Here is an 18,349-nt window from a genome sequence, read left to right on the forward strand (position 1 = left end):
AAGGGTGCGAGAGGCGGCAATGACGGGCATGAATTACGACGATTACCATGACGAAACCGCATCCCCCGTGGCAACGGGCGGTGTGCAGTCGCTGGTCACCTGGGCCGGGGCGCTGACCTCGGTCGTGCTGGTGATCGGGCTGGGCGTCTGGGCCTATCAGCTGACCATGCGCGACGTGTCGGGCGTACCGGTCGTTCGCGCGATCGAAGGCCCCTCGCGCATTGCCCCCGAAGAACCGGGCGGGCGTCAGGCCGATCACCAGGGCCTTGCCGTTAACCGTGTCGCCGCCCATGGCGAAGCCGCCCCGCCGGCCGACCGCCTGGCGCTGGCGCCGCGCCCTGTCGATCTGACCGCCGAGGATGCCCCCCGCGCCGCGCTGCGCCCCGAACCGCGCGTCGTTCAGGCCCTGCCCGAGGAAACCCCGGCCGAGCCTGCCCCGGTCGCCGTTGCGCTGACGCAGGAAACCGAAGCCCCCGCCGACCCCGTGGCCGATGCCATCGCCGAGCAGATCGCCGCTCCGGTCGAAGAGCTGGTGGAAACTCCCCTTGTTGCCGACGATCTGGTCGCCGAAGAGACCGAGGCCGAAACCGAAACCGCAGTTCTGGTCGGGCGCTCGGTCTATCCGCGGGCGCGCCCCGATACCGATCTGGCCGTGCTGGCCGCGCTGAATGCCGCCGCGCAATATACCCGCCCTGCGGTTGCCGCCGCCGCCGCGCCCGTGGTGGCCACCGCCACCGCCCCGGTCGAGCTGGACACCACCGCCCTTGCCCCCGGCACCAACCTGGTGCAGCTGGGCGCCTTTGACACGCCCGACGTGGCCCGCGCCGAATGGCAGCGCCTGAGCACCCGCTTCTCCAGCCTGATGCAGGGCAAGCAGCGCGTCGTGCAATCCGCCGTCAGCGGCGGGCGCACCTTCTATCGCCTGCGCGCGGTGGGCTTTGCCGATATCTCTGACGCACGTCGGTTCTGCGCGGTCCTGACCGCCGAGAACACCGACTGCATCCCCGTGGTGGCGCGGTGAGACCCGGCTCTTGCGGCGCGTTCATCGCGGGCTGTTCGGGCCTGACCCTGACAGATGACGAGCGCGCCTTTTTCACCGACAGCCGCCCGTTCGGGTTCATCCTGTTTGCCCGCAATATCGACACCGCCGATCAGATCCGCGCGCTATGCGCCGATCTGCGCGCGGCCCTGGGCTATGACGCCCCGATCTTCATCGACCAGGAAGGCGGCCGGGTGCAGCGCCTGCGCCCTCCGCTGGCGCAAGAGTGGCGCGCGCCGCTTGACGAGGTCGCCCATGCCGGCCCGCTGGCCGCGCAGATCATGCGGCTGCGCTATCGGCTGATCGCGGCCGAGCTGCGCGCGCTGGGGATCGACGGCAATTGCGCGCCCTGCGTCGATATCGCCCGCCCCCATACGCATGAGATCCTGCACAACCGCTGTTATGGCACCGATGCCGATACGGTCGCCCGGCTGGGCCGCGCCGTGGCCGAGGGGCTGATCACGGGTGGCGTCGTGCCGGTGCTGAAACACATTCCGGGCCATGGCGCCGCCGACCTGGACAGCCACCTCGAGCTGCCCCATGTCGCCCTGCCCCTCGATCAGCTGACCGAACAGGATTTCGCCCCCTTCCGCGCGCTGGCCGAGCTGCCCTTCGCCATGACCGCGCATATCGTCTATGACGCCATAGACGCCGACGCACCCGCCACCACGTCGCCCGCGATGATCGAGCTGATCCGCGATCAGATCGGTTTCAAGGGCGTGTTGATGAGTGACGACATCTCGATGCAGGCGCTGGCGGGCGGTATCGGCCAGCGATCCGCCGCGGCTATGGCGGCGGGCTGTGACCTGGTGCTGCACTGCAATGGGGACATGCCCGAGATGATCGAGGTGGCCAAGGCCGCCGGCACGATCAGCGAAAAAGCCGCGCGCGCCGCCGCTGCGGGCCTTGCCCTGCGCGCCAACCCGGCCGAAGATACCGCGATGCTAAGCGATGAATGGGCCACCATGATGGCCGCTTTGGACAGATGACCGAGACCGACGCCCAGATCAGCGTCGCCGACCGCCTTGCCGCCGAGGCGCTGATTGTCGATGTCGACGGGTTCGAAGGCCCGCTTGACGTGCTGCTGATGCTGTCGCGCACGCAAAAGGTCGACCTGCGCAAGATCTCGGTGCTGCACCTGGCGCAGCAGTATCTGGCCTTTGTCGAAAAGGCCAAGGCGCTGCGGCTGGAACTGGCTGCAGATTATCTGGTGATGGCGGCCTGGCTGGCCTTTCTGAAATCGCGGCTGTTGCTGCCACCCGACCCGGCCGATCAGGGCCCCTCGGGCGAGGAACTGGCCGCGCATCTGGCCTTTCAGCTGGAGCGCCTGCAGGCGATGCGCGATTCCGCTGCGCGGCTGATGGCGCGTGACCAGCTGGGGCGCGATTTCTTCGTGCGCGGCATCCCCGAGGATGTCACCCGCATTCGCCGCGTGACCTATACCGCCACGCTCTTGGACCTGATGCAGGCCTATGCCCGCATCCGCACCCGCGACAGTTTCCGCCCCTTTGTCATGGATCGCGACCACGTCTACACGCTGGAACAGGCGCTGGAACGGATGCGCGGGCTGATCGGCTATGCGGGTGATTGGACGGGGCTGTCGTCCTATCTGCCCGAGGGCTGGGAAACCGACCCCGCGCGCCGGCGCTCGGCCACTGCGGCCACCTTTGCCGCCTCGCTGGAGCTGGCCAAGCGCGGCGCGATCGAAATTCGTCAGGGCGAAACCTTCGCCCCTATCCAAATTCGCAGGAAAGCCGAATAGATGGCTGAAGAAAAAGAGAAAAGCCTATTCGAGGCCCCGCCGATCGCAGAGCAGGAGCGCATGATCGAGGCGATCCTCTTTGCCACGGCCGAACCCGTCACCGTGGCCGAGCTGAACGCGCGGATGCCCCATGGCTGTGACGCCGCCGAGGCGCTGGTGCTGCTGCGCAAGCGCTATGACGGGCGCGGGGTGAACGTGGTTCGGGTGGGCGACGCCTGGGCGATCCGCACGGCGTCTGATCTGGGTTTCCTGATGCAAAAGGAAACGGTCGAGACCCGCAAACTGTCGCGCGCCGCGATCGAGACCCTGGCCATCATCGCCTATCACGCCCCCGTCACCCGCGCCGAGATCGAAGAGATCCGCGGCGTCAGCGTCAGCCGGGGCACGATCGACCAGCTGATCGAGCTGGAATGGATCCGCTTTGGTCGCCGCCGTATGACACCTGGCCGGCCCGTGACCTATGTGGTGACACAGCATTTTCTGGATCATTTCGGTCTGGAAAGCGCCCGCGACCTGCCCGGCCTCAAGGAATTGCGCGCCGCCGGGTTGCTGGAAAACCGGCCGCCTCCGGGCATGGGAATCGAGCGCGAAGACGGCGACGACGAGGACCAGGTCGATATGTTCGAGGATGAATCCTGATGAATGCCGACAGACTGATCCGCATGGCCCTGCGCATGTTGCTGCGCAAAGGCAGCAATGCCGCGATAAACCGTATGACCGGGGCGCAAGGTAAGCCCCATGCCGACATGACGCCCGAGGAACGCCAGCAAGCCAAGAACGCCCGCGAGACCGCCAAGCGCGCCAGACAGGCCGCCCGGCTGACCAGGCGCATGGGTAAATTCTGACTGGATGCGGCATTACGATTGCATCATTCTGGGCGCCGGCGCCGCCGGTTTGATGTGTGCGGGCTTTACCGCGGCGCGCGGGGCCAAGGTTCTGATCATCGATCATGCCAAGGCCGCGGGCGAAAAGATCCGCATCTCGGGCGGTGGGCGCTGCAATTTCACCAATCTTTATGCCGGCCCCGAGAACTTCATCTCGGCCAATCCGCATTTCGCGAAATCGGCGCTGGCCCGGTACACCCAGTGGGATTTCATCGACCTGATGGCCCGGCACGGCATTGCCTGGCACGAGAAAACGCTGGGACAGCTGTTTTGCGACGACTCGGCGCGGCAGGTCGTGCGGATGCTGCTGGACGAGGCCGCAAGCGCGGAGCTGTTGCTGCAAACCTCGGCGCAGACCATCGCCAAGGCCGAGACCGGCTTTGCCGTCACCCTGTCGGACGGGCGCGCGGTTTTGTGCGACACGCTGGTGGTGGCCACGGGCGGCAAGTCGATCCCCAAGATGGGGGCCACGGGGTTTGGCTATCAGGTCGCCGAACAGTTCGGCCATCGAGTGCTGGAAACCCGGCCCGCACTTGTGCCGCTGACCTTTGGCGACCGGTTTGCCGGGTTGTCGGGCACCGCCCTGCCCGCCCGCGTCAGCGCGAATGGCACCGCCTTTGACGAGGCGGTTCTCTTTACCCATCGCGGGCTATCGGGCCCGGCCATTTTGCAGATTTCCAGCTATTGGCGCGAAGGCGACGGGATTGTCCTGAACATTTTGCCAGACACTGACCCGTTTCAGGCCCTGCGCGAGCTGCGCGCGCGGGCGGGGGCGCGGTCGATCCAGACCATGCTGGCCGAGCTGATCCCGGCCCGTCTGGCGGCCTATCTGTGTGACGACTGGGGGCTTGCCGGAAATCTGGCCGATTACTCTGACGCCCGGCTGCGTGATCTCGCCGGGCAGATGGCGGCCTGGGTGCTGACACCCGCCGGGTCCGAGGGCTATCGCACCGCCGAGGTGACGTTGGGCGGGGTCGATACCGACGGGCTGAACGCGCGGACGATGGAAAGCAAGACCGTGCCCGGCCTCTATTTCATCGGCGAGGTCGTCGATGTCACCGGCTGGCTGGGCGGGTTCAACTTTCAATGGGCCTGGTCGTCGGCCCATGCGGCGGGCACGGCGATCGCTAGTCGCCGATAGCCACGCCTTCGCGCCGCGGATCGGCCCCGCCGCGCAGGCCCTCAGGCGTGATCTCGATGGCATGCAAGCCGGAGTTCAGGTCACGGATGGCGACCTCGTATCCAAGGTTGGTCAGCAGCGGCGCAAGCGCCTGGGCGCCTGTCTCGGCCTCGATGTCATAGGTGCCAAAGCGGTTGACCAGATGCGGCATGGCGACGGCCTGCTGCGCATCCATCCCCCAGTCGAGATGGGCGATGATGGCCTGCGCGACATAGCCGATGATGCGGCTGCCGCCGGGGCTGCCGATCACCAGCACCGGCTTGCCGTCGCGCATCACCATGGTCGGCGCCATGGACGACCGGGGCCGTTTGCCCGGCTCGACCCGGTTGGCGATGGGCAGGCCGTTGTTATGGGTCGAGAATGAGAAATCGGTCAGCTCGTTGTTCAACAGAAACCCACGCACCATCAGGCGCGAGCCAAAGGCGTTTTCGATGGTGGTGGTCATCGACAGGGCATTGCCCGCCGCATCGACGATGGAAATATGCGAGGTCGAGGGCAGCTCGATACTGTCGTCATCGGCCCAGAGGCTGGCATGATCCCATTCAGGCGTACCGGGCGCGACCTCGGGCAAGGCATCGTCGCCCGCCAGCAGCCCGCCGCGCGCTGCCAGATAGGCCGGCGCGATCAGGCCCTCGGTGGGCATCGGCACGAAATCGGCATCGGCCATGTAGCGACCGCGATCGGCAAAGGCCAGCCGCGAGGCATCGCCGATGATCCGCCAGGCCTGGGCGTTATAGGGGCCCATTGCGGCCAGATCATAGCCTCGCACCATGCCCAGTATCTGCCCCACGGTCAGCCCGCCGGAACTGGGCGGCCCCATGCCACAGACATCATGGGCGCGATAGCGCACGCAGACCGGGGTGCGCTGGATCACGCGATAGATCGCCAGGTCGGTTTCCGTCAGGCGGCCGGGATTGCCGGGCGCGCCTTGGACGGTGGCGGCGATATCGGCGGCGATCGGGCCGGTGTAAAACGCCTGCGCCCCACCCTGTGCTAGGTCGTGCAGGGTTTGCGCATAGGCGGGGTTGCGCAGGGTCTGGCCGGCCTGCAACGGCACGCCTTCGGGCAGGAAATAGGCCGCCGTGTCGGAAAAGCGGCCCAACCGTTCGGCATCCATCGCCACCAGCGAGGCCAGGCGCGGCGAGACCGCGAAGCCATCTTCGGCCAGAGTGATCGCGCCATCGAACAGCCCGGCCCAATCAGAGCGGCCCCAGCGGCGATGCGCCTCGGCCATCAGGGCGGGCGTGCCCGGCGTGCCGACCGACAGGCCACCCACGACCGCGTCAAAGAATTTCAGCGGCTCGCCCTCGGGGGTTTGAAACAGGCGCGGATGCGCGTCAAGCGGGGCGGTTTCCCGCCCGTCAAGCGAGGTCAGCGTGCCGCTGGCCGCGTCATACCACAGCAGAAAGGCCCCACCGCCCAGGCCAGAGCTTTGCGGCTCGACCAATCCCAGAACCGCCTGCACCGCCACCATCGCATCCGCCGCGCTGCCTCCGGCGGCCAGAACGTCAGCACCGGCCTGCACGGCCAGCGGGTTGGCGGCCGAGATCATCCAGGTCTTGCCCTCGACCGGCAAGCCCTGCGCCTTGCGCGCCAGGCCCGCATCGATCGCGGGCGACAGGCCCTCGAAGCTGCCGGCGCGGGTGGCCTGTTCGGGGGCCACGGCATCGGTGGCCTGTTGGGCCAGCGCGGGGCCCGCGAGGGCAAGCAAGATCACAAGTGCTCGGATCATCAGAGATTCCTTTCGTTACCCCATCTTACCCCAACAAAAAGAAAAACGCCCGACCGAAGCCGGGCGTTTCCAGATCATGTGCAACCGGCTTAGCCGATGATCGCGTTCAGCGTGGCCGAGGGGCGCATCGCCGCGGCGGTCTTGGCCGGGTCGGTGTTGTAATAGCCGCCCAGATCGATCGCGGTGCCTTGGGCTGCGGCCAGTTCCGACAGGATCGCGGCCTCGCCGTCGGCCAGGGCCTTGGCGATGGGGGCGAAATGCGCGGCCAGATCGGCATCGTCGGATTGCGAGGCCAGAGCATCGGCCCAATAGCGGGCGAACCAGTAGTGGCTGTCGCGGTTGTCGGGCTCGCCCACCTTGCGGCTGGGGCTGCGGTTGTCGTCCAGAATGCCCTGGGTCGCGGCCTCGGCGGCGCGGCCCAGCACGCCGGCCTTGGCGTTGCCTTTGACGTCGGCCAGGAAGTTCAGCGATTCACCCAGGGCGCAGAATTCACCCATCGAATCCCAGCGCAGGTGGCCTTCTTCGACGAACTGCTGCACGTGCTTGGGCGCCGAGCCGCCAGCACCGGTTTCGAACAGGCCACCGCCGTTCATCAGGCCGACGATCGACAGCATCTTGGCCGAGGTGCCCAGTTCCAGGATCGGGAACAGGTCGGTCAGATAGTCACGCAGCACGTTGCCGGTGATGGCAATGGTGTCTTCGCCCTTGGTGATGGTTTCCAGCGAGGCCGCGGTGGCTTCGCGGGGGGCCATGATCTCGAACTTGTCGGCGACGCCGGCGGCTTCGAGCGCGGGTTTGACGTATTTGATCAGCTCGGCGTCATGGGCGCGGTTCGCGTCCAGCCAGAAGATCGAGCGGAAGCCGGTCAGGCGCTGACGGTCGATCGACAGCTGGATCCAGTTCTCGATCGGCGCTTTCTTGGCGGTGCAGGCGCGCCAGATGTCACCAGCCTCGACGTCGTGGCTGTGCAGGGTTTCGCCATTGGCCAGAACCACGCGGATGGTGCCGTCAGCAGCAGCCTCGAACGTGGTCGGGTGCGAACCGTATTCCTCGGCCTTCTGCGCCATCAGGCCCAGGTTCTGCACGGTGCCCGCGGTGGCAGGGTTCAGCGCACCGTTGGCTTTGAAGAAGTTGATCGCCTCGTCATAGACCGGGGCATAGCAGTTGTCGGGGATGACACAGTTGGTGTCGCCCTCGTTGCCATCCGGGCCCCAGCCCTTGCCGCCGGCACGGATCAGCGCAGGCATCGACGCGTCGATGATGACGTCGCTGGGCACGTGCAGGTTGGTGATGCCCTTGTCGGAATTCACCATATACATCGGCGGGCGGGTGGCGTTCAGCGCGTCGATCTCGGCCTGAATTTCAGCACCGTTCGGCATGGCGGCGATTTTCGCCAGCACATCGCCCAGACCCGAGTTCGGGTTCACGCCGGCCGCTTTCAGCGCCGCGCCGTGCTTGTCGAACACCGGGGCCAGCCAGGCCTTGACCGCGTGGCCAAAGATGATCGGGTCCGAGACCTTCATCATGGTGGCCTTCATATGCAGCGAGAACAGGATGCCGTCTTTCTTGGTGTTCTCGATCTCTTGGGCCAGGAAGGCCGACAGCGCCTTGGCCGACATGAAGGTCGCGTCGACGACTTCGCCTTCGGTCAGCTTCCAGCCGTCTTTCAGAACGGTGACCGCGCCATCCTTGCCGACGAATTCGATCTTGGCGGCGCCGGCCTGGGCGGCGGTCAGGGTGGCGGATTTTTCGTTCGCGTAGAAATCGTTACCGGGCATCGACGACACGTGGGTCTTCGAGGTCGATTCCCATTTGCCCATGCGGTGCGGGTTGGCCTGGGCGAAATTCTTGACGGCCTTGGCGGCGCGGCGGTCGCTGTTGCCTTCACGCAGGACGGGGTTCACGGCCGACCCCTTGATCGCATCATAGCGTGCCTGAATGGCCTTTTCGGCGTCATTCGAAGGGTTGGTCGGATAACTCGGGATGTCATAGCCCTGGGCCTGAAGCTCGGCGATGGCGGCATCCAGCTGCGGCATCGAGGCCGAGACGTTCGGCAGCTTGATCACGTTGGCATCGGGGGTTTTGACCAGCTGGCCCAGCTCGGCCAGGTCATCCGAGATGCGCTGTTCGGGGGTCAGGTTTTCCGGGAAGGTGGCCAGGATGCGGCCGGCCAGCGAAATGTCCTTGGTGCCGACGGTGACACCGGCAGCCGATGCAAAGGCGCGGATGATCGGCAGGAACGACGCGCTGGCAAGCTCGGGCGCTTCGTCTACCTTTGTATACAAAATGTCTGCTTGTGCTTTATCGGCCATGTTCTCTTACCTTTCAGCCTTCCTGGAAGCTTTGGTTCTAACGAGTAGCGGCGCTACTGTCCTCCTGGCCGCCCTGTCGCGCGCCCCCGGAGTTGGGGCAAAATCAGGCGCAAAAGAGCGGGTAGTGACCGAATAGAACAGTGCGGAACGAATATCAATTATGACCGCGCTAACATTGCGCATATTCGCGGGGTTTTTTAGCAAAGTTGCGCGCCGGGTGGGAGATGTCGGGTAGGCGCGCGTCGTGGCGGCCTCATGGCGACCGCTGTCTATTCGCCAGAAAGGATAACCTGCTTCCACAAGACATAGGCATGCTGGGCCTTAAAATTCGCCATCCGTGCATGAAGTTGCATTTCCCATGGACCCGACATGGTCCTGGCATCATCTAGGGCCGTCTCAAAGGCCGCGCGCGCCTCTTCATCGCGGCGTTTGCGTTTTAGAGCCGTCATTCAAGGCTTTGGGCCACCCGAAAGAAGTTTGTCCAAGCCGCATGCTGTCTGGCAACGCTGTCCGCATCAGGTGCCATGTTCCCGGGAATATCCGCGATGAGTTCAAGAGGTAGTGCGGCGTCGCAAAGCTTTGCCTTTTGTGCGTCAGTCAGTTCGATACCAGTAAGTTCGGCCAAAGCAGTATCGCGCTCTGACGCCTTTAACATTGCCTCAATATTATCAGCTAGTTGGGCATGCTCCGCCTGTTCCGGGTATGCGTCCATCAGGGCTTTCAGAACAGCCAGATCCGCCGCTCGCTCTCCTCCACATCCCCATTTGATTGCAATCCCGGCCAATGCCATATCGAAGCCGAAGAAAATATTGTGGGTTGGCTGCGCTTGAACGGGCGCGCCGGATGCCATCAAGCAAAGGGCCAAGACAGCCTGCCTTATCACTGCGAACTTCACACAGCCCTCCAAGAAACCAACTCGACCTATGGTTGCGTCACGCGGATGGGTTATGCAATCCCTTATGCCGTACGGGCATTGAAAGGTTGAACAGAAACAAAGCTGTTTACGCAAGACAAGGATGAGAAGGCGAAGAAATGGCGCACCCAAGAGGATTCGAACCTCTGGCCTCTGCCTTCGGAGGGCAGCGCTCTATCCAGCTGAGCTATGGGTGCGCGTGCGGTGGGATATAGGCCAAAGCCCCCGCCCCCGCAATCGCTAATTCAGGCGAAAAGGTCGTGGCAAAGCTCTAGCGCCTCGACCAGTTTGTCGACCTCTTGCGTGGTGTTATACATGGCGAAAGAGGCCCGGCAGGTGGCCGAAACGCCCAAGAGATCCATCAGCGGACCGGCGCAGTGATGGCCGGCGCGCACAGCCACGCCTTTCTTGTCGAGCACGGTCGAGATGTCATGCGCATGGGCCGCGCCTTGCAGGGTAAAGCTGAAGATCGCGCCCTTGCCCGGCGCATCGCCCTGCACCGTCAGCCAGTTCAGCCCGGCCAGACGTTCGCGGGCATAGGCCGTCAGAGCGCGCTCATGAGCGGCGATATTATCCATGCCGACGCCCATCATATAGTCCAGCGCCACGCCCAGGCCGATCTGCTGCACGATGCCGGGGGTGCCGGCCTCGAACTTCATCGGCGGGGTGTTGTAGGTGATGCCGTCCTTGTGGACCTCGCGGATCATGTCGCCGCCGCCGATAAAGGGGCGCATCTCGTTCATGCGTTCGCGCTTGATATGGATCGCGCCCGAGCCCGAGGGGCCATAGAGTTTATGTCCGGTGATCGCATAGAAATCGGCGCCGATATCCTGCACGTCGACCGGCATATGCACGGCGGCCTGGCTGCCATCGACCAGAACCGGCACGCCGCGTTCATGCGCGGCCGCGACGATGGATTTCACATCCACGACCGTGCCCAGCACGTTCGACATATGGGTCACGGCCACCAGTTTGGTCTTGGGGCCGATCGCGTCGATCACCGCCTGCGGATCTAGCGAGCCATCGGCCGCCACATCCACCCATTTCAGCACCACACCCTGACGTTCGCGCAGGAAATGCCAGGGCACGATATTGGCGTGGTGCTCCATCACGCTCAGGACGATCTCGTCACCCGCTTGCAGGCGCGGCGCGGCCCAGCCGTAAGACACCAGGTTGATGCCTTCGGTCGTGCCGCTGGTAAAGACGATCTCTTCCTCATCAGGCGCGTTCAGGAACCGCGCCACAGTACCGCGCACGGATTCGTATTTCTCGGTCGCGAGGTTCGACAGGTAATGCAGCCCGCGATGCACATTGGCATATTCCATCGAATAGGCCTGGGTCATTGCGTCGATCACCACCTGCGGCTTTTGTGCCGAGGCGCCATTGTCGAGATAGACCAGCGGCTTGCCGTTCACCTCGCGCGCGAGGATCGGAAAGTCACGGCGGATCTGGGTGACGTCATACATCAGGTCATCTCCATGGGCGGCGGAGCCAGGCCCAGCATTTGCAATACGAAGATCAGCACGAAGCCGAACAGGATGCCGGTCAGCAGCACGCCCACAAAGACCAGCGGGCGCGAGCGGAACCCGTGCAGTTCGGCGACGAAATTGGTCAGCAGCCACAGCGTCAGAATATATGAGGCGATCCCGATCAGCGGCGCAAAGGGCGGCAGAACCACCATCGACAGCAGCTGCGCCACCTGAAACACCAAGATCACCGCCTGCTGCCACAGCACCAGCTTGAACGCGCCGGTGAAATCGCCCTTGCCGCCGAACAGCCCGCCCACGCGGTCGACCAGCAGCACCAGGATCACCGTCATCGCCGCGACGAACAGCACCGTGACGAACGGGTTGCGCATATCCATCGGCATCATCGACGGGCCGGCGCCGGGGGTCAGCGCGTCGGCCAGATGGGTCAGCACCAGGCTGGCGATGACCTCGACAGCCATGATCTGCCACAGCGCCGACATCGGCACGTCGATGGCCAGCACGCGCGCCGCCGCCTGGCGCGGGGTGCGCAGCGTGTCGATCAGCAGGTCTTTCCAGAAACTCGCGCCGCTCATGTCTTATTCCTTCAGCGGGCGTTCGGCCTCGATCAGGCCCAGGCCCCAGAACGCCAGAAAGGCACAAAGCCCGATGGCCCCCACGATCATCTGCCCAGGCCCTTGCCCCTGCCCGACGAACCCATCGAGCAGCCCGTAAAGCAGCCACAAGGGCGCCGCCGCCAGCAAGGCCCAGAACAGCGCGATACGCGCGCCAAAGCCCGTGCCCTTGCCGCCAAGCAGACGCGCGATGACATGGCTGATCGCGGCCAGCGCATACATCAGCAGCGGGACGAAGATCATCCAGCTTAGCAGAGAGCCTCCGATGCGGGCATCCAGCGGGATCTCGGGGTTGAGATAGGCATCGCGCGAATGGCCCGGCAGGGTCGAGACAAAGATCAGCAGGCAGGCCGCCATCAGGTAGACCAGCGCGCGCGGCTCGTTCTCGCCGCCCGCCAGTTGACGGCGCACCACCGCGCGCGGGGCGCGATAGGTACGCACGATATCCTGCGTGACCGACATGGTATCAGCCGCGCCGTCGTTGCAGCCAGGCCGCCAGACGATCGTGGATTTCGTCGGCGATGGCCTCGTCGGCGATTTCCTCGATGGCCTCGGCCAGGAAGGCCAGGGTCAGCATGTCGGTGGCCTGTTTGACAGGCACCCCGCGCGAGCGCAGGTAGAACAGTGCCGTCTCATCCAGCGCGCCCGAGGTCGAGCCATGCGAACAGGCGACGTCATCGGCATAGATTTCCAGCTCGGGCTTGGCCAGGAACTGGGCATCGTCATCCAGCAACAGCGACTGCGAGATCTGATAGCCGTCGGTCTTTTGCGCGCCCTGCTTGACCAGGATCTTGCCCTGGAACACGCCGGTGGCGCCGTTGCGCAGCACCTTCTTGAACACCTGGCGGCTTTCGCAATTGACCGCGTCATGGGTGATGAACACGGTGTCGTCATGCAGGAAATCGCCATCGCCCAAGGCACAGCCGGCCACATGGGCGCTGGCATCGTCGCCGGTCAGCTCGATAACCACCTCGTTGCGGGTCAGAACACCGTTCGCGGTCAGCGTGAACGACTTGAACAGGCTTTCACGGCCCAGGCGGGCAAAGATATGCGTGGCGGCCTGGCGTTCGTGGTCGCGGCCCTGCGCACGGATATGGTGGAAGGCGCCGGTATCGGCCACGTCGACCTCCATCACCTTGTTGAACCGCGCGGCGGCGGGGCCGTTCTCGATCACGGTCAGATCGGCGCCCTCTTCGACCTTGATCACGTGGTGAAGGATCGCATCCGAAGTAGTTGATTCATGCAGATAAATCATCCGCACAGGCTTTGACACCTTGCCGGTCGCGCGGATCAGGAACCCGTCTTGCGCATAGGCGGTGTTCAGCGCCGCCAGCGGGCGTTCGACCGGGTTCTGGCCGCGCGCTTCGAGCACGCCGTACAGATCCTTGGCCCAGTGGATATCCTTGGCGCCGGCATCCGACAGGCGCTCGATCTCAAGGCCGTCTACCGCGGGCTGGTCGGACAGATCGGGCGAAAACACCCCATCGACAAAGACCAGCTTGATCGCGTCAAAAGCGTCAAAGATCGGGGTCTCGTCCTTTGCCTTGAACACCGATGCCGGGGTCGGCTCGACCGAGATCAGCCGGTCGGGCCGGGTATAGCGCCAGTATTCATCGCGCCGTCCGGGCAGGCCCATGGCCCGCAGCCGCGCCACGGCCTGATCCTGCGCAGCCGTCAACCACGCCCCGCCCGCCAGCGGCGTCAGCGCCGCCAGCCGCGCCTCGGTTGCATCCAGTTTCGCTTGCGGCAGGGCCATTACGCCACCTCCGCCAGGATGTCGGCATAGCCGTTATGTTCGACCTCAAGCGCCAGCTCGGGGCCGCCCGATTTGACGATCCGGCCATTGGCCATGATATGCACCACGTCGGGTTTGATGTGGTCCAGCAGGCGCTGATAGTGGGTGATCACCAGAAAGCCCCGGCCCGCGTCGCGCAGCGCATTCACGCCCTCGGACACCAGTTTCATCGCGTCCACATCGAGGCCCGAGTCGGTCTCGTCGAGGATGCACATCTTGGGTTCCAGCATCGCCATCTGCAGGATCTCGTTGCGCTTTTTCTCGCCGCCCGAAAAGCCGGTATTGACCGGGCGTTTCAGCATATCGGCGTCGATCTTCAGCGTCTTGGCCTTTTCGCGAATGACCTTGAGGAATTCCCCAGCGCTCATCTCGTCCTCGCCACGGGCCTTGCGTTGGGCGTTCACCGCGGTGCGCAGGAAGGTCATGTTGCCGACGCCCGGAATTTCGACCGGGTATTGGAACGCCAGGAACAGGCCCTCGGCGGCGCGTTCTTCGGGCTCCATCTCCAGCAGGTCAACACCGTCAAGCGTGGCCGAGCCCTCAGTGACCTCGTAGCCGCCCTTGCCCGACAGAACATAAGACAGCGTCGATTTGCCCGACCCGTTCGGCCCCATGATGGCATGCACCTTACCAGCCTCGACAGTCAGGTCGACACCTTTGAGGATCTCTTTATCCTCTTCTTCAAGTTTGACGCGCAGGTTTTTGATTTCCAGCATATTTTCAATCCTCAGTCGATGGTGACAGCGGTGCCGCTTGCAGACACCATCAGCATGTTGTTGATAACTTCGTAATCCAGATCGATGCCCACGACGGCGTTGCCGCCAATCTGGCGGGCGCGATCCTGCATTTCCTTCATCGCGGTTTCGCGGCCTTGCATCAGCGCCTTTTCATAGGTGCCCGAGCGGCCACCGATGATATCGGTGATGCCGGCGAAAAGATCGCGAACGATGTTCGCACCGATGATGGCCTCGCCCGCGACCACACCGTGATAGGCGGTGATGCGGTGGCCTTCGATGGTGGGGGTGGTTGTGACGATCATCCGACCGACCCTTCCAGCGAGATCGCCACCAGCTGCTGCGCCTCCATGGCGAACTCCATCGGCAGCGCCTGCAGCACCTCTTTGCAGAAGCCGTTGACCACCAGCGCGACGGCCTCTTCCTCGTCCATCCCGCGCGAGCGGCAATAGAACAGCTGATCGTCGTCGACCTTGCTGGTCGTGGCCTCGTGCTCGACCCGGCTGCTGTTATTCTTGACCTCGATATAGGGCACGGTATGCGCCCCGCATTGATCGCCAATCAGCAGGCTGTCGCATTGGGTATAGTTGCGGCTGTTCTTGGCCTTGGGGTGCATCGACACCAGGCCACGATAGGTGTTTTGTGCATGTCCCGCGCTGATGCCTTTCGACACGATGCGCGAACGGGTGTTCTTGCCCAGATGCACCATCTTGGTGCCGGTATCGGCCTGCTGCCAGTTGTTGGTGATGGCGATCGAGTAGAACTCGCCCTGGCTGTCATCGCCGCGCAGGATGCAGGACGGGTATTTCCAAGTGACGGCAGAGCCGGTTTCGACCTGGGTCCACATCACCTTGGACCGATCACCGCGGCAATCGGCGCGCTTGGTGACAAAGTTATAGATCCCGCCCTTGCCGTTTTCGTCGCCCGGATACCAGTTCTGGACGGTTGAATATTTCACCTCGGCGTCTTCCTCGACGATGATCTCGACCACGGCGGCATGCAGCTGCGCGGTGTCGCGCTGGGGGGCGGTGCAGCCTTCGAGATAGGACACGTAGCTGCCCTTGTCGGCGATGATCAGGGTGCGTTCGAACTGGCCGGTGTTTTCGGCGTTGATGCGGAAATAGGTCGACAGCTCCATCGGGCAGCGCACGCCGGGCGGCACATAGACGAACGAGCCGTCCGAGAACACGGCGCTGTTGAGCGTGGCATAAAAGTTGTCCGACTGCGGCACGACCGAGCCGAGGTATTTCTTGACCAGCTCGGGATGTTCGCGGATCGCCTCGGAGATCGAGCAGAAGATCACGCCCGCCTTTTTCAGCTCGGCCTGAAAGGTGGTGCCGACGCTGACACTGTCGAACACGGCGTCCACGGCGACCTTGCGGCCCTCGGCGGGCATGTCCTCGGCGCCTTCGACGCCGGCCAGGATCATCTGCTCTTTCAGCGGGATTCCCAGCTTTTCATAGGTGGCCAGCAGCTTGGGGTCGACCTCGTCCAGCGACTTGGGCTTGGTTTCCATGCTTTTGGGGCGGGCATAGTAATACTGATCCTGAAAGTCGATTTCAGGGTAGTTGACCATCGCCCATTTCGGCTCTTTCATCTGCTGCCAGCGGGCCAGCGCCTGAAGGCGCCAGTCGGTCATCCATTCTGGCTCTTCGTTCTTGCCCGAGATCAGGCGCACGATGTCATCGTTCACGCCCTTGGGCGCGTATTCCATCTCGATTTCGGTTTCCCAGCCGTATTTGTACTTGCCGGCCATGGATTGCACGGTTTCGACGGTCTCGCGATCGACACCTTCCCGGATCTGGCTTTCGTCAAGCTGCGCCATGTCGTTTCCCTTCTGGCGGGGCGAAATACCCCATCCTGTTCGCGTTTCACGCCGCGCGGGCGCGGAATTTCATGTATTTCGCCAGCCATGTCTCGGCAAAGCGAAGAATATCGTCCTCGGTCGTCGCGGTGCCCAGCGACACCCGCAGCGCGGATGCGGCGGCGATGTCGTCAAAGCCCATGGCGCGCAGCACCCGGCTGGCGCGAACCTTGCCGCTGGAGCAGGCCGAACCGGCCGAAACCGCGAACCCGGCCAGGTCCATCTGCATCACCTGGGTCTCGCCCTTCCAGCCCGGCGCGACAAAGCACGAGGTGTTGGGCAGGCGCGGACCGCCTTTCCCGACAAAAATAGTATTATTTGCGCCCGTCGCAATGGCGTCTTCCAGCATATCGCGCAGTTTTGCAACCCGATCCCAGGCGCCATCGGCCAGATCGCGGGCCGCGGCCTCGGCAGCGGCACCGAAACCGGCGATGCCGATCACGTTTTCCGTGCCCGAGCGGCGGCCCATTTCCTGCCCGCCGCCGGTGGTCAGCGGGTCGATATCAACACCCTGACGCACGATCAACGCGCCGACGCCCTTGGGCCCGCCCAGCTTGTGCGCTGACAGGATGGCGAAATCGGCGCCACTCCAGGAAAAGGCAAAGGGGATGCGGCCCACAGCCTGGGTCACGTCCAGCAACAGCCAGTCGGCCCGCGCGGTGTCGCCATAGGGCCACTGGCCGTCGATCTGTTCGGGTGGTTGGGTGATGACGCCGGTTTCGCTGTTGGCCAGCCCCATGGCCAGCGTATGGCCGGGGCCGAGCGGGCGCTCGGGCCAATCCGACAGTTTCAGATGGCTGAACAGCGCGTCATGGGCGGTATCTTGCACAAAGACATCGTGACCGGGGCGCGGATGGGCCAGCATCTGCGCGGCCTCGGTGGCGCCGCTTGTAAAGATCACCTCGGACGGGGCACAGCCCACGGCGGCGGCCACCTGCGCGCGGGCGTTCTCGACCAGCGCCTTGGCGGCGCGGCCCTCGGCATGAACGCTCGAGGGGTTGCCCACCAGATCCATCGCCGCGACCATCGCGGCGCGGGCCTCATCGCGCAGGGGCGCGGTGGCGTTATAGTCAAGATAGGTGCGGGTCATTTGATCATGCCCCGCTCTCGTGCGCGGGCGGTGAACTCATCCAGATAATCCCGCGCCCGATCACGGCGCAGCAAATAGTCACATCCATAATCAAGGGCTTCGGGCACATCCTCACCGATATACCTCAGCGTCCCACCCAGCACCGCGCCAGACAGCCCAACATAGTTGACGTCAGCGCCGGTCAAGCTGTTGTAAATGCGTCCACCAATCCAGCCGCTGCGTTTGGCAGCGGCCTCGGTGTCGGCAACACGCCGGGACAGATACACCAGGCAATGCGCCGGCGACATGAACAACTTGTCCGATACCTCAGCAAAACGGTTTGCAAACAGAAGCATCGGGTTCGCGCGCGCAGCCGCCTTACCCAGTTCCGAGATTGATCCGTATCCCTTGTTGCTACCCTTCAAACGGACGAGAGGAAGCACCGACAGGTTGATGTCCGCACTCATTCTTCATCCACCACAGCGAAAAGAGATGGTACAGCCGGACAAGGCGCCAGGTCGTTATGCACCACGTCCGACAGGCGGGCTTGATGCAGGAAGACATAGACATGGGCGCTAAGCCCCTCCCACAACCGGTTGGTCAGCGATTGCGCGCGGCTGCCAGACACGCCGCCCGACGCCCCTGCCCCGGTGTGCAGCGCGCTGACGGTTTCCTCGACTGCGCCCAGAATGTCGGACACCCGGATCTCTGACGGCGCTTTCGCCAATCTATAGCCACCCCCCGGCCCGCGCACCGAATCCACCAGCCCGGCCCGGCGCAGCTTGACGAAAAGCTGCTCGAGGTACGGCAGCGAGATATCCTGCCGTTTCGAGATTTCCGCCAGCGAAGTCAGCCCGCCTTCGGGTTGCAGGGCCAGATCGGCCAGCGCAACCATCGCATAACGTCCCTTGGTGCTGAGTTTCATGGCCGCAAGCCCTTCAAACGGTTGACTGAGGCCGGATGG

General features: G+C 64.2%; 19 protein-coding genes and 1 tRNA gene. 6 read left to right on the forward strand and 14 right to left on the reverse strand.

The genetic code is table 11. The features are described from left to right. The first annotated feature begins 19 nt into the window (after window positions 1-19). From OE856_RS04145 to OE856_RS04170, 6 genes are read left to right on the forward strand one after another with little or no spacing between them, the layout of a single operon-like run. On the forward strand, window positions 20-1,021 hold the full coding sequence (locus tag OE856_RS04145) for an SPOR domain-containing protein (protein WP_263714775.1): 1,002 nt from the start codon (window positions 20-22) through the stop codon (window positions 1,019-1,021). Next, window positions 1,018-2,028: a beta-N-acetylhexosaminidase gene (nagZ, locus tag OE856_RS04150; protein ID WP_263714776.1), complete on the forward strand. Its 1,011-nt coding sequence runs from the start codon at window positions 1,018-1,020 to the stop codon at window positions 2,026-2,028. The genes OE856_RS04145 and nagZ overlap by 4 nt, the downstream gene beginning before the upstream one ends. Then, window positions 2,025-2,801: a segregation and condensation protein A gene (locus tag OE856_RS04155; protein WP_263714777.1), complete on the forward strand. Its 777-nt coding sequence runs from the start codon at window positions 2,025-2,027 to the stop codon at window positions 2,799-2,801. The genes nagZ and OE856_RS04155 overlap by 4 nt, the downstream gene beginning before the upstream one ends. Then, the gene (scpB, locus tag OE856_RS04160) at window positions 2,802-3,440 is read left to right on the forward strand and encodes an SMC-Scp complex subunit ScpB (protein ID WP_263714778.1); all 639 of its coding nucleotides are present in this window, start codon (window positions 2,802-2,804) and stop codon (window positions 3,438-3,440) included. After that, entirely contained in the window at window positions 3,440-3,646 is a 207-nt protein-coding gene (locus tag OE856_RS04165; RefSeq protein ID WP_263714779.1) for a hypothetical protein, read from the forward strand. The genes scpB and OE856_RS04165 overlap by 1 nt, the downstream gene beginning before the upstream one ends. A 4-nt stretch (window positions 3,647-3,650) precedes the next feature. Next, complete coding sequence (locus OE856_RS04170; protein ID WP_263714780.1) at window positions 3,651-4,826, forward strand: NAD(P)/FAD-dependent oxidoreductase; 1,176 nt, start codon at window positions 3,651-3,653, stop codon at window positions 4,824-4,826. Here the strand turns inward: OE856_RS04170 and ggt are convergent. The 14 genes from ggt to OE856_RS04240 form a co-directional block, all read right to left on the reverse strand. After that, window positions 4,813-6,597: a gamma-glutamyltransferase gene (gene ggt, locus OE856_RS04175; RefSeq protein ID WP_263714781.1), complete on the reverse strand. Its 1,785-nt coding sequence runs from the start codon at window positions 6,595-6,597 to the stop codon at window positions 4,813-4,815. The two genes, OE856_RS04170 and ggt, sit on opposite strands and share 14 nt — an antisense overlap. Window positions 6,598-6,686: 89 nt before the next feature. Next, window positions 6,687-8,909 (reverse strand): NADP-dependent isocitrate dehydrogenase, encoded by a 2,223-nt coding sequence (locus OE856_RS04180; RefSeq protein ID WP_263714782.1) that lies wholly within the window; start codon window positions 8,907-8,909, stop codon window positions 6,687-6,689. A gap of 445 nt (window positions 8,910-9,354) precedes the next feature. Further along, window positions 9,355-9,804, reverse strand: coding sequence for a hypothetical protein (locus OE856_RS04185; protein WP_263714783.1), 450 nt, complete (start codon window positions 9,802-9,804; stop codon window positions 9,355-9,357). Between the two features lie 138 nt (window positions 9,805-9,942). Beyond that, window positions 9,943-10,019, reverse strand: a tRNA-Arg gene (locus tag OE856_RS04190). A 48-nt stretch (window positions 10,020-10,067) separates the two neighbouring features. Beyond that, window positions 10,068-11,288: a cysteine desulfurase gene (locus OE856_RS04195; protein WP_263714784.1), complete on the reverse strand. Its 1,221-nt coding sequence runs from the start codon at window positions 11,286-11,288 to the stop codon at window positions 10,068-10,070. Then, window positions 11,288-11,884, reverse strand: a complete 597-nt coding sequence (locus tag OE856_RS04200; RefSeq protein ID WP_263714785.1) for a Yip1 family protein — start codon at window positions 11,882-11,884, stop codon at window positions 11,288-11,290. The genes OE856_RS04195 and OE856_RS04200 overlap by 1 nt, the downstream gene beginning before the upstream one ends. A 3-nt stretch (window positions 11,885-11,887) precedes the next feature. Continuing rightward, window positions 11,888-12,385: a YIP1 family protein gene (locus tag OE856_RS04205; protein ID WP_263714786.1), complete on the reverse strand. Its 498-nt coding sequence runs from the start codon at window positions 12,383-12,385 to the stop codon at window positions 11,888-11,890. Between the two features lie 4 nt (window positions 12,386-12,389). Beyond that, window positions 12,390-13,679 (reverse strand): SufB/SufD family protein, encoded by a 1,290-nt coding sequence (locus tag OE856_RS04210; protein WP_263714787.1) that lies wholly within the window; start codon window positions 13,677-13,679, stop codon window positions 12,390-12,392. After that, window positions 13,679-14,434 (reverse strand): Fe-S cluster assembly ATPase SufC, encoded by a 756-nt coding sequence (sufC, locus tag OE856_RS04215; protein WP_263714788.1) that lies wholly within the window; start codon window positions 14,432-14,434, stop codon window positions 13,679-13,681. The genes OE856_RS04210 and sufC overlap by 1 nt, the downstream gene beginning before the upstream one ends. Before the next feature lie 11 nt (window positions 14,435-14,445). Further along, window positions 14,446-14,757, reverse strand: a complete 312-nt coding sequence (locus OE856_RS04220; protein ID WP_263714789.1) for a heavy metal-binding domain-containing protein — start codon at window positions 14,755-14,757, stop codon at window positions 14,446-14,448. Continuing rightward, window positions 14,754-16,277, reverse strand: coding sequence for a Fe-S cluster assembly protein SufB (gene sufB / locus OE856_RS04225; protein WP_263714790.1), 1,524 nt, complete (start codon window positions 16,275-16,277; stop codon window positions 14,754-14,756). The genes OE856_RS04220 and sufB overlap by 4 nt, the downstream gene beginning before the upstream one ends. A gap of 46 nt (window positions 16,278-16,323) precedes the next feature. Next, entirely contained in the window at window positions 16,324-17,406 is a 1,083-nt protein-coding gene (locus tag OE856_RS04230; protein WP_263714791.1) for a cysteine desulfurase family protein, read from the reverse strand. Further along, the gene (locus OE856_RS04235; RefSeq protein ID WP_263714792.1) at window positions 17,403-17,852 is read right to left on the reverse strand and encodes a hypothetical protein; all 450 of its coding nucleotides are present in this window, start codon (window positions 17,850-17,852) and stop codon (window positions 17,403-17,405) included. The genes OE856_RS04230 and OE856_RS04235 overlap by 4 nt, the downstream gene beginning before the upstream one ends. After that, window positions 17,849-18,310 carry an Rrf2 family transcriptional regulator gene (locus OE856_RS04240; RefSeq protein WP_263714793.1) on the reverse strand — a complete coding sequence of 154 codons (462 nt, stop codon included), beginning with the start codon at window positions 18,308-18,310 and terminating at the stop codon, window positions 17,849-17,851. Before OE856_RS04240 ends, OE856_RS04235 begins: the two co-directional genes overlap by 4 nt. Window positions 18,311-18,349: the final 39 nt, after the last annotated feature.

It is taken from the genome of Actibacterium sp. XHP0104 (genome assembly GCF_025751515.1).
GTDB lineage: Bacteria > Pseudomonadota > Alphaproteobacteria > Rhodobacterales > Rhodobacteraceae > Actibacterium_D.

Bases quoted from the DNA above. Each gene is read 5' to 3' on its own strand.
- OE856_RS04145 (WP_263714775.1), top strand. From the start codon at position 20: ATGACGGGCATGAATTACGACGATTACCATGACGAAACCGCATCCCCC.
- OE856_RS04155 (WP_263714777.1), top strand. From the start codon at position 2,025: ATGACCGAGACCGACGCCCAGATCAGCGTCGCCGACCGCCTTGCCGCC.
- scpB (WP_263714778.1), top strand. From the start codon at position 2,802: ATGGCTGAAGAAAAAGAGAAAAGCCTATTCGAGGCCCCGCCGATCGCA.
- OE856_RS04165 (WP_263714779.1), top strand. From the start codon at position 3,440: ATGAATGCCGACAGACTGATCCGCATGGCCCTGCGCATGTTGCTGCGC.
- OE856_RS04170 (WP_263714780.1), top strand. From the start codon at position 3,651: ATGCGGCATTACGATTGCATCATTCTGGGCGCCGGCGCCGCCGGTTTG.
- ggt (WP_263714781.1), bottom strand. From the start codon at position 6,597: ATGATCCGAGCACTTGTGATCTTGCTTGCCCTCGCGGGCCCCGCGCTG.
- OE856_RS04180 (WP_263714782.1), bottom strand. From the start codon at position 8,909: ATGGCCGATAAAGCACAAGCAGACATTTTGTATACAAAGGTAGACGAA.
- OE856_RS04195 (WP_263714784.1), bottom strand. From the start codon at position 11,288: ATGTATGACGTCACCCAGATCCGCCGTGACTTTCCGATCCTCGCGCGC.
- OE856_RS04200 (WP_263714785.1), bottom strand. From the start codon at position 11,884: ATGAGCGGCGCGAGTTTCTGGAAAGACCTGCTGATCGACACGCTGCGC.
- OE856_RS04205 (WP_263714786.1), bottom strand. From the start codon at position 12,385: ATGTCGGTCACGCAGGATATCGTGCGTACCTATCGCGCCCCGCGCGCG.
- OE856_RS04210 (WP_263714787.1), bottom strand. From the start codon at position 13,679: ATGGCCCTGCCGCAAGCGAAACTGGATGCAACCGAGGCGCGGCTGGCG.
- sufC (WP_263714788.1), bottom strand. From the start codon at position 14,434: ATGCTGGAAATCAAAAACCTGCGCGTCAAACTTGAAGAAGAGGATAAA.
- OE856_RS04220 (WP_263714789.1), bottom strand. From the start codon at position 14,757: ATGATCGTCACAACCACCCCCACCATCGAAGGCCACCGCATCACCGCC.
- sufB (WP_263714790.1), bottom strand. From the start codon at position 16,277: ATGGCGCAGCTTGACGAAAGCCAGATCCGGGAAGGTGTCGATCGCGAG.
- OE856_RS04230 (WP_263714791.1), bottom strand. From the start codon at position 17,406: ATGACCCGCACCTATCTTGACTATAACGCCACCGCGCCCCTGCGCGAT.
- OE856_RS04235 (WP_263714792.1), bottom strand. From the start codon at position 17,852: ATGAGTGCGGACATCAACCTGTCGGTGCTTCCTCTCGTCCGTTTGAAG.
- OE856_RS04240 (WP_263714793.1), bottom strand. From the start codon at position 18,310: ATGAAACTCAGCACCAAGGGACGTTATGCGATGGTTGCGCTGGCCGAT.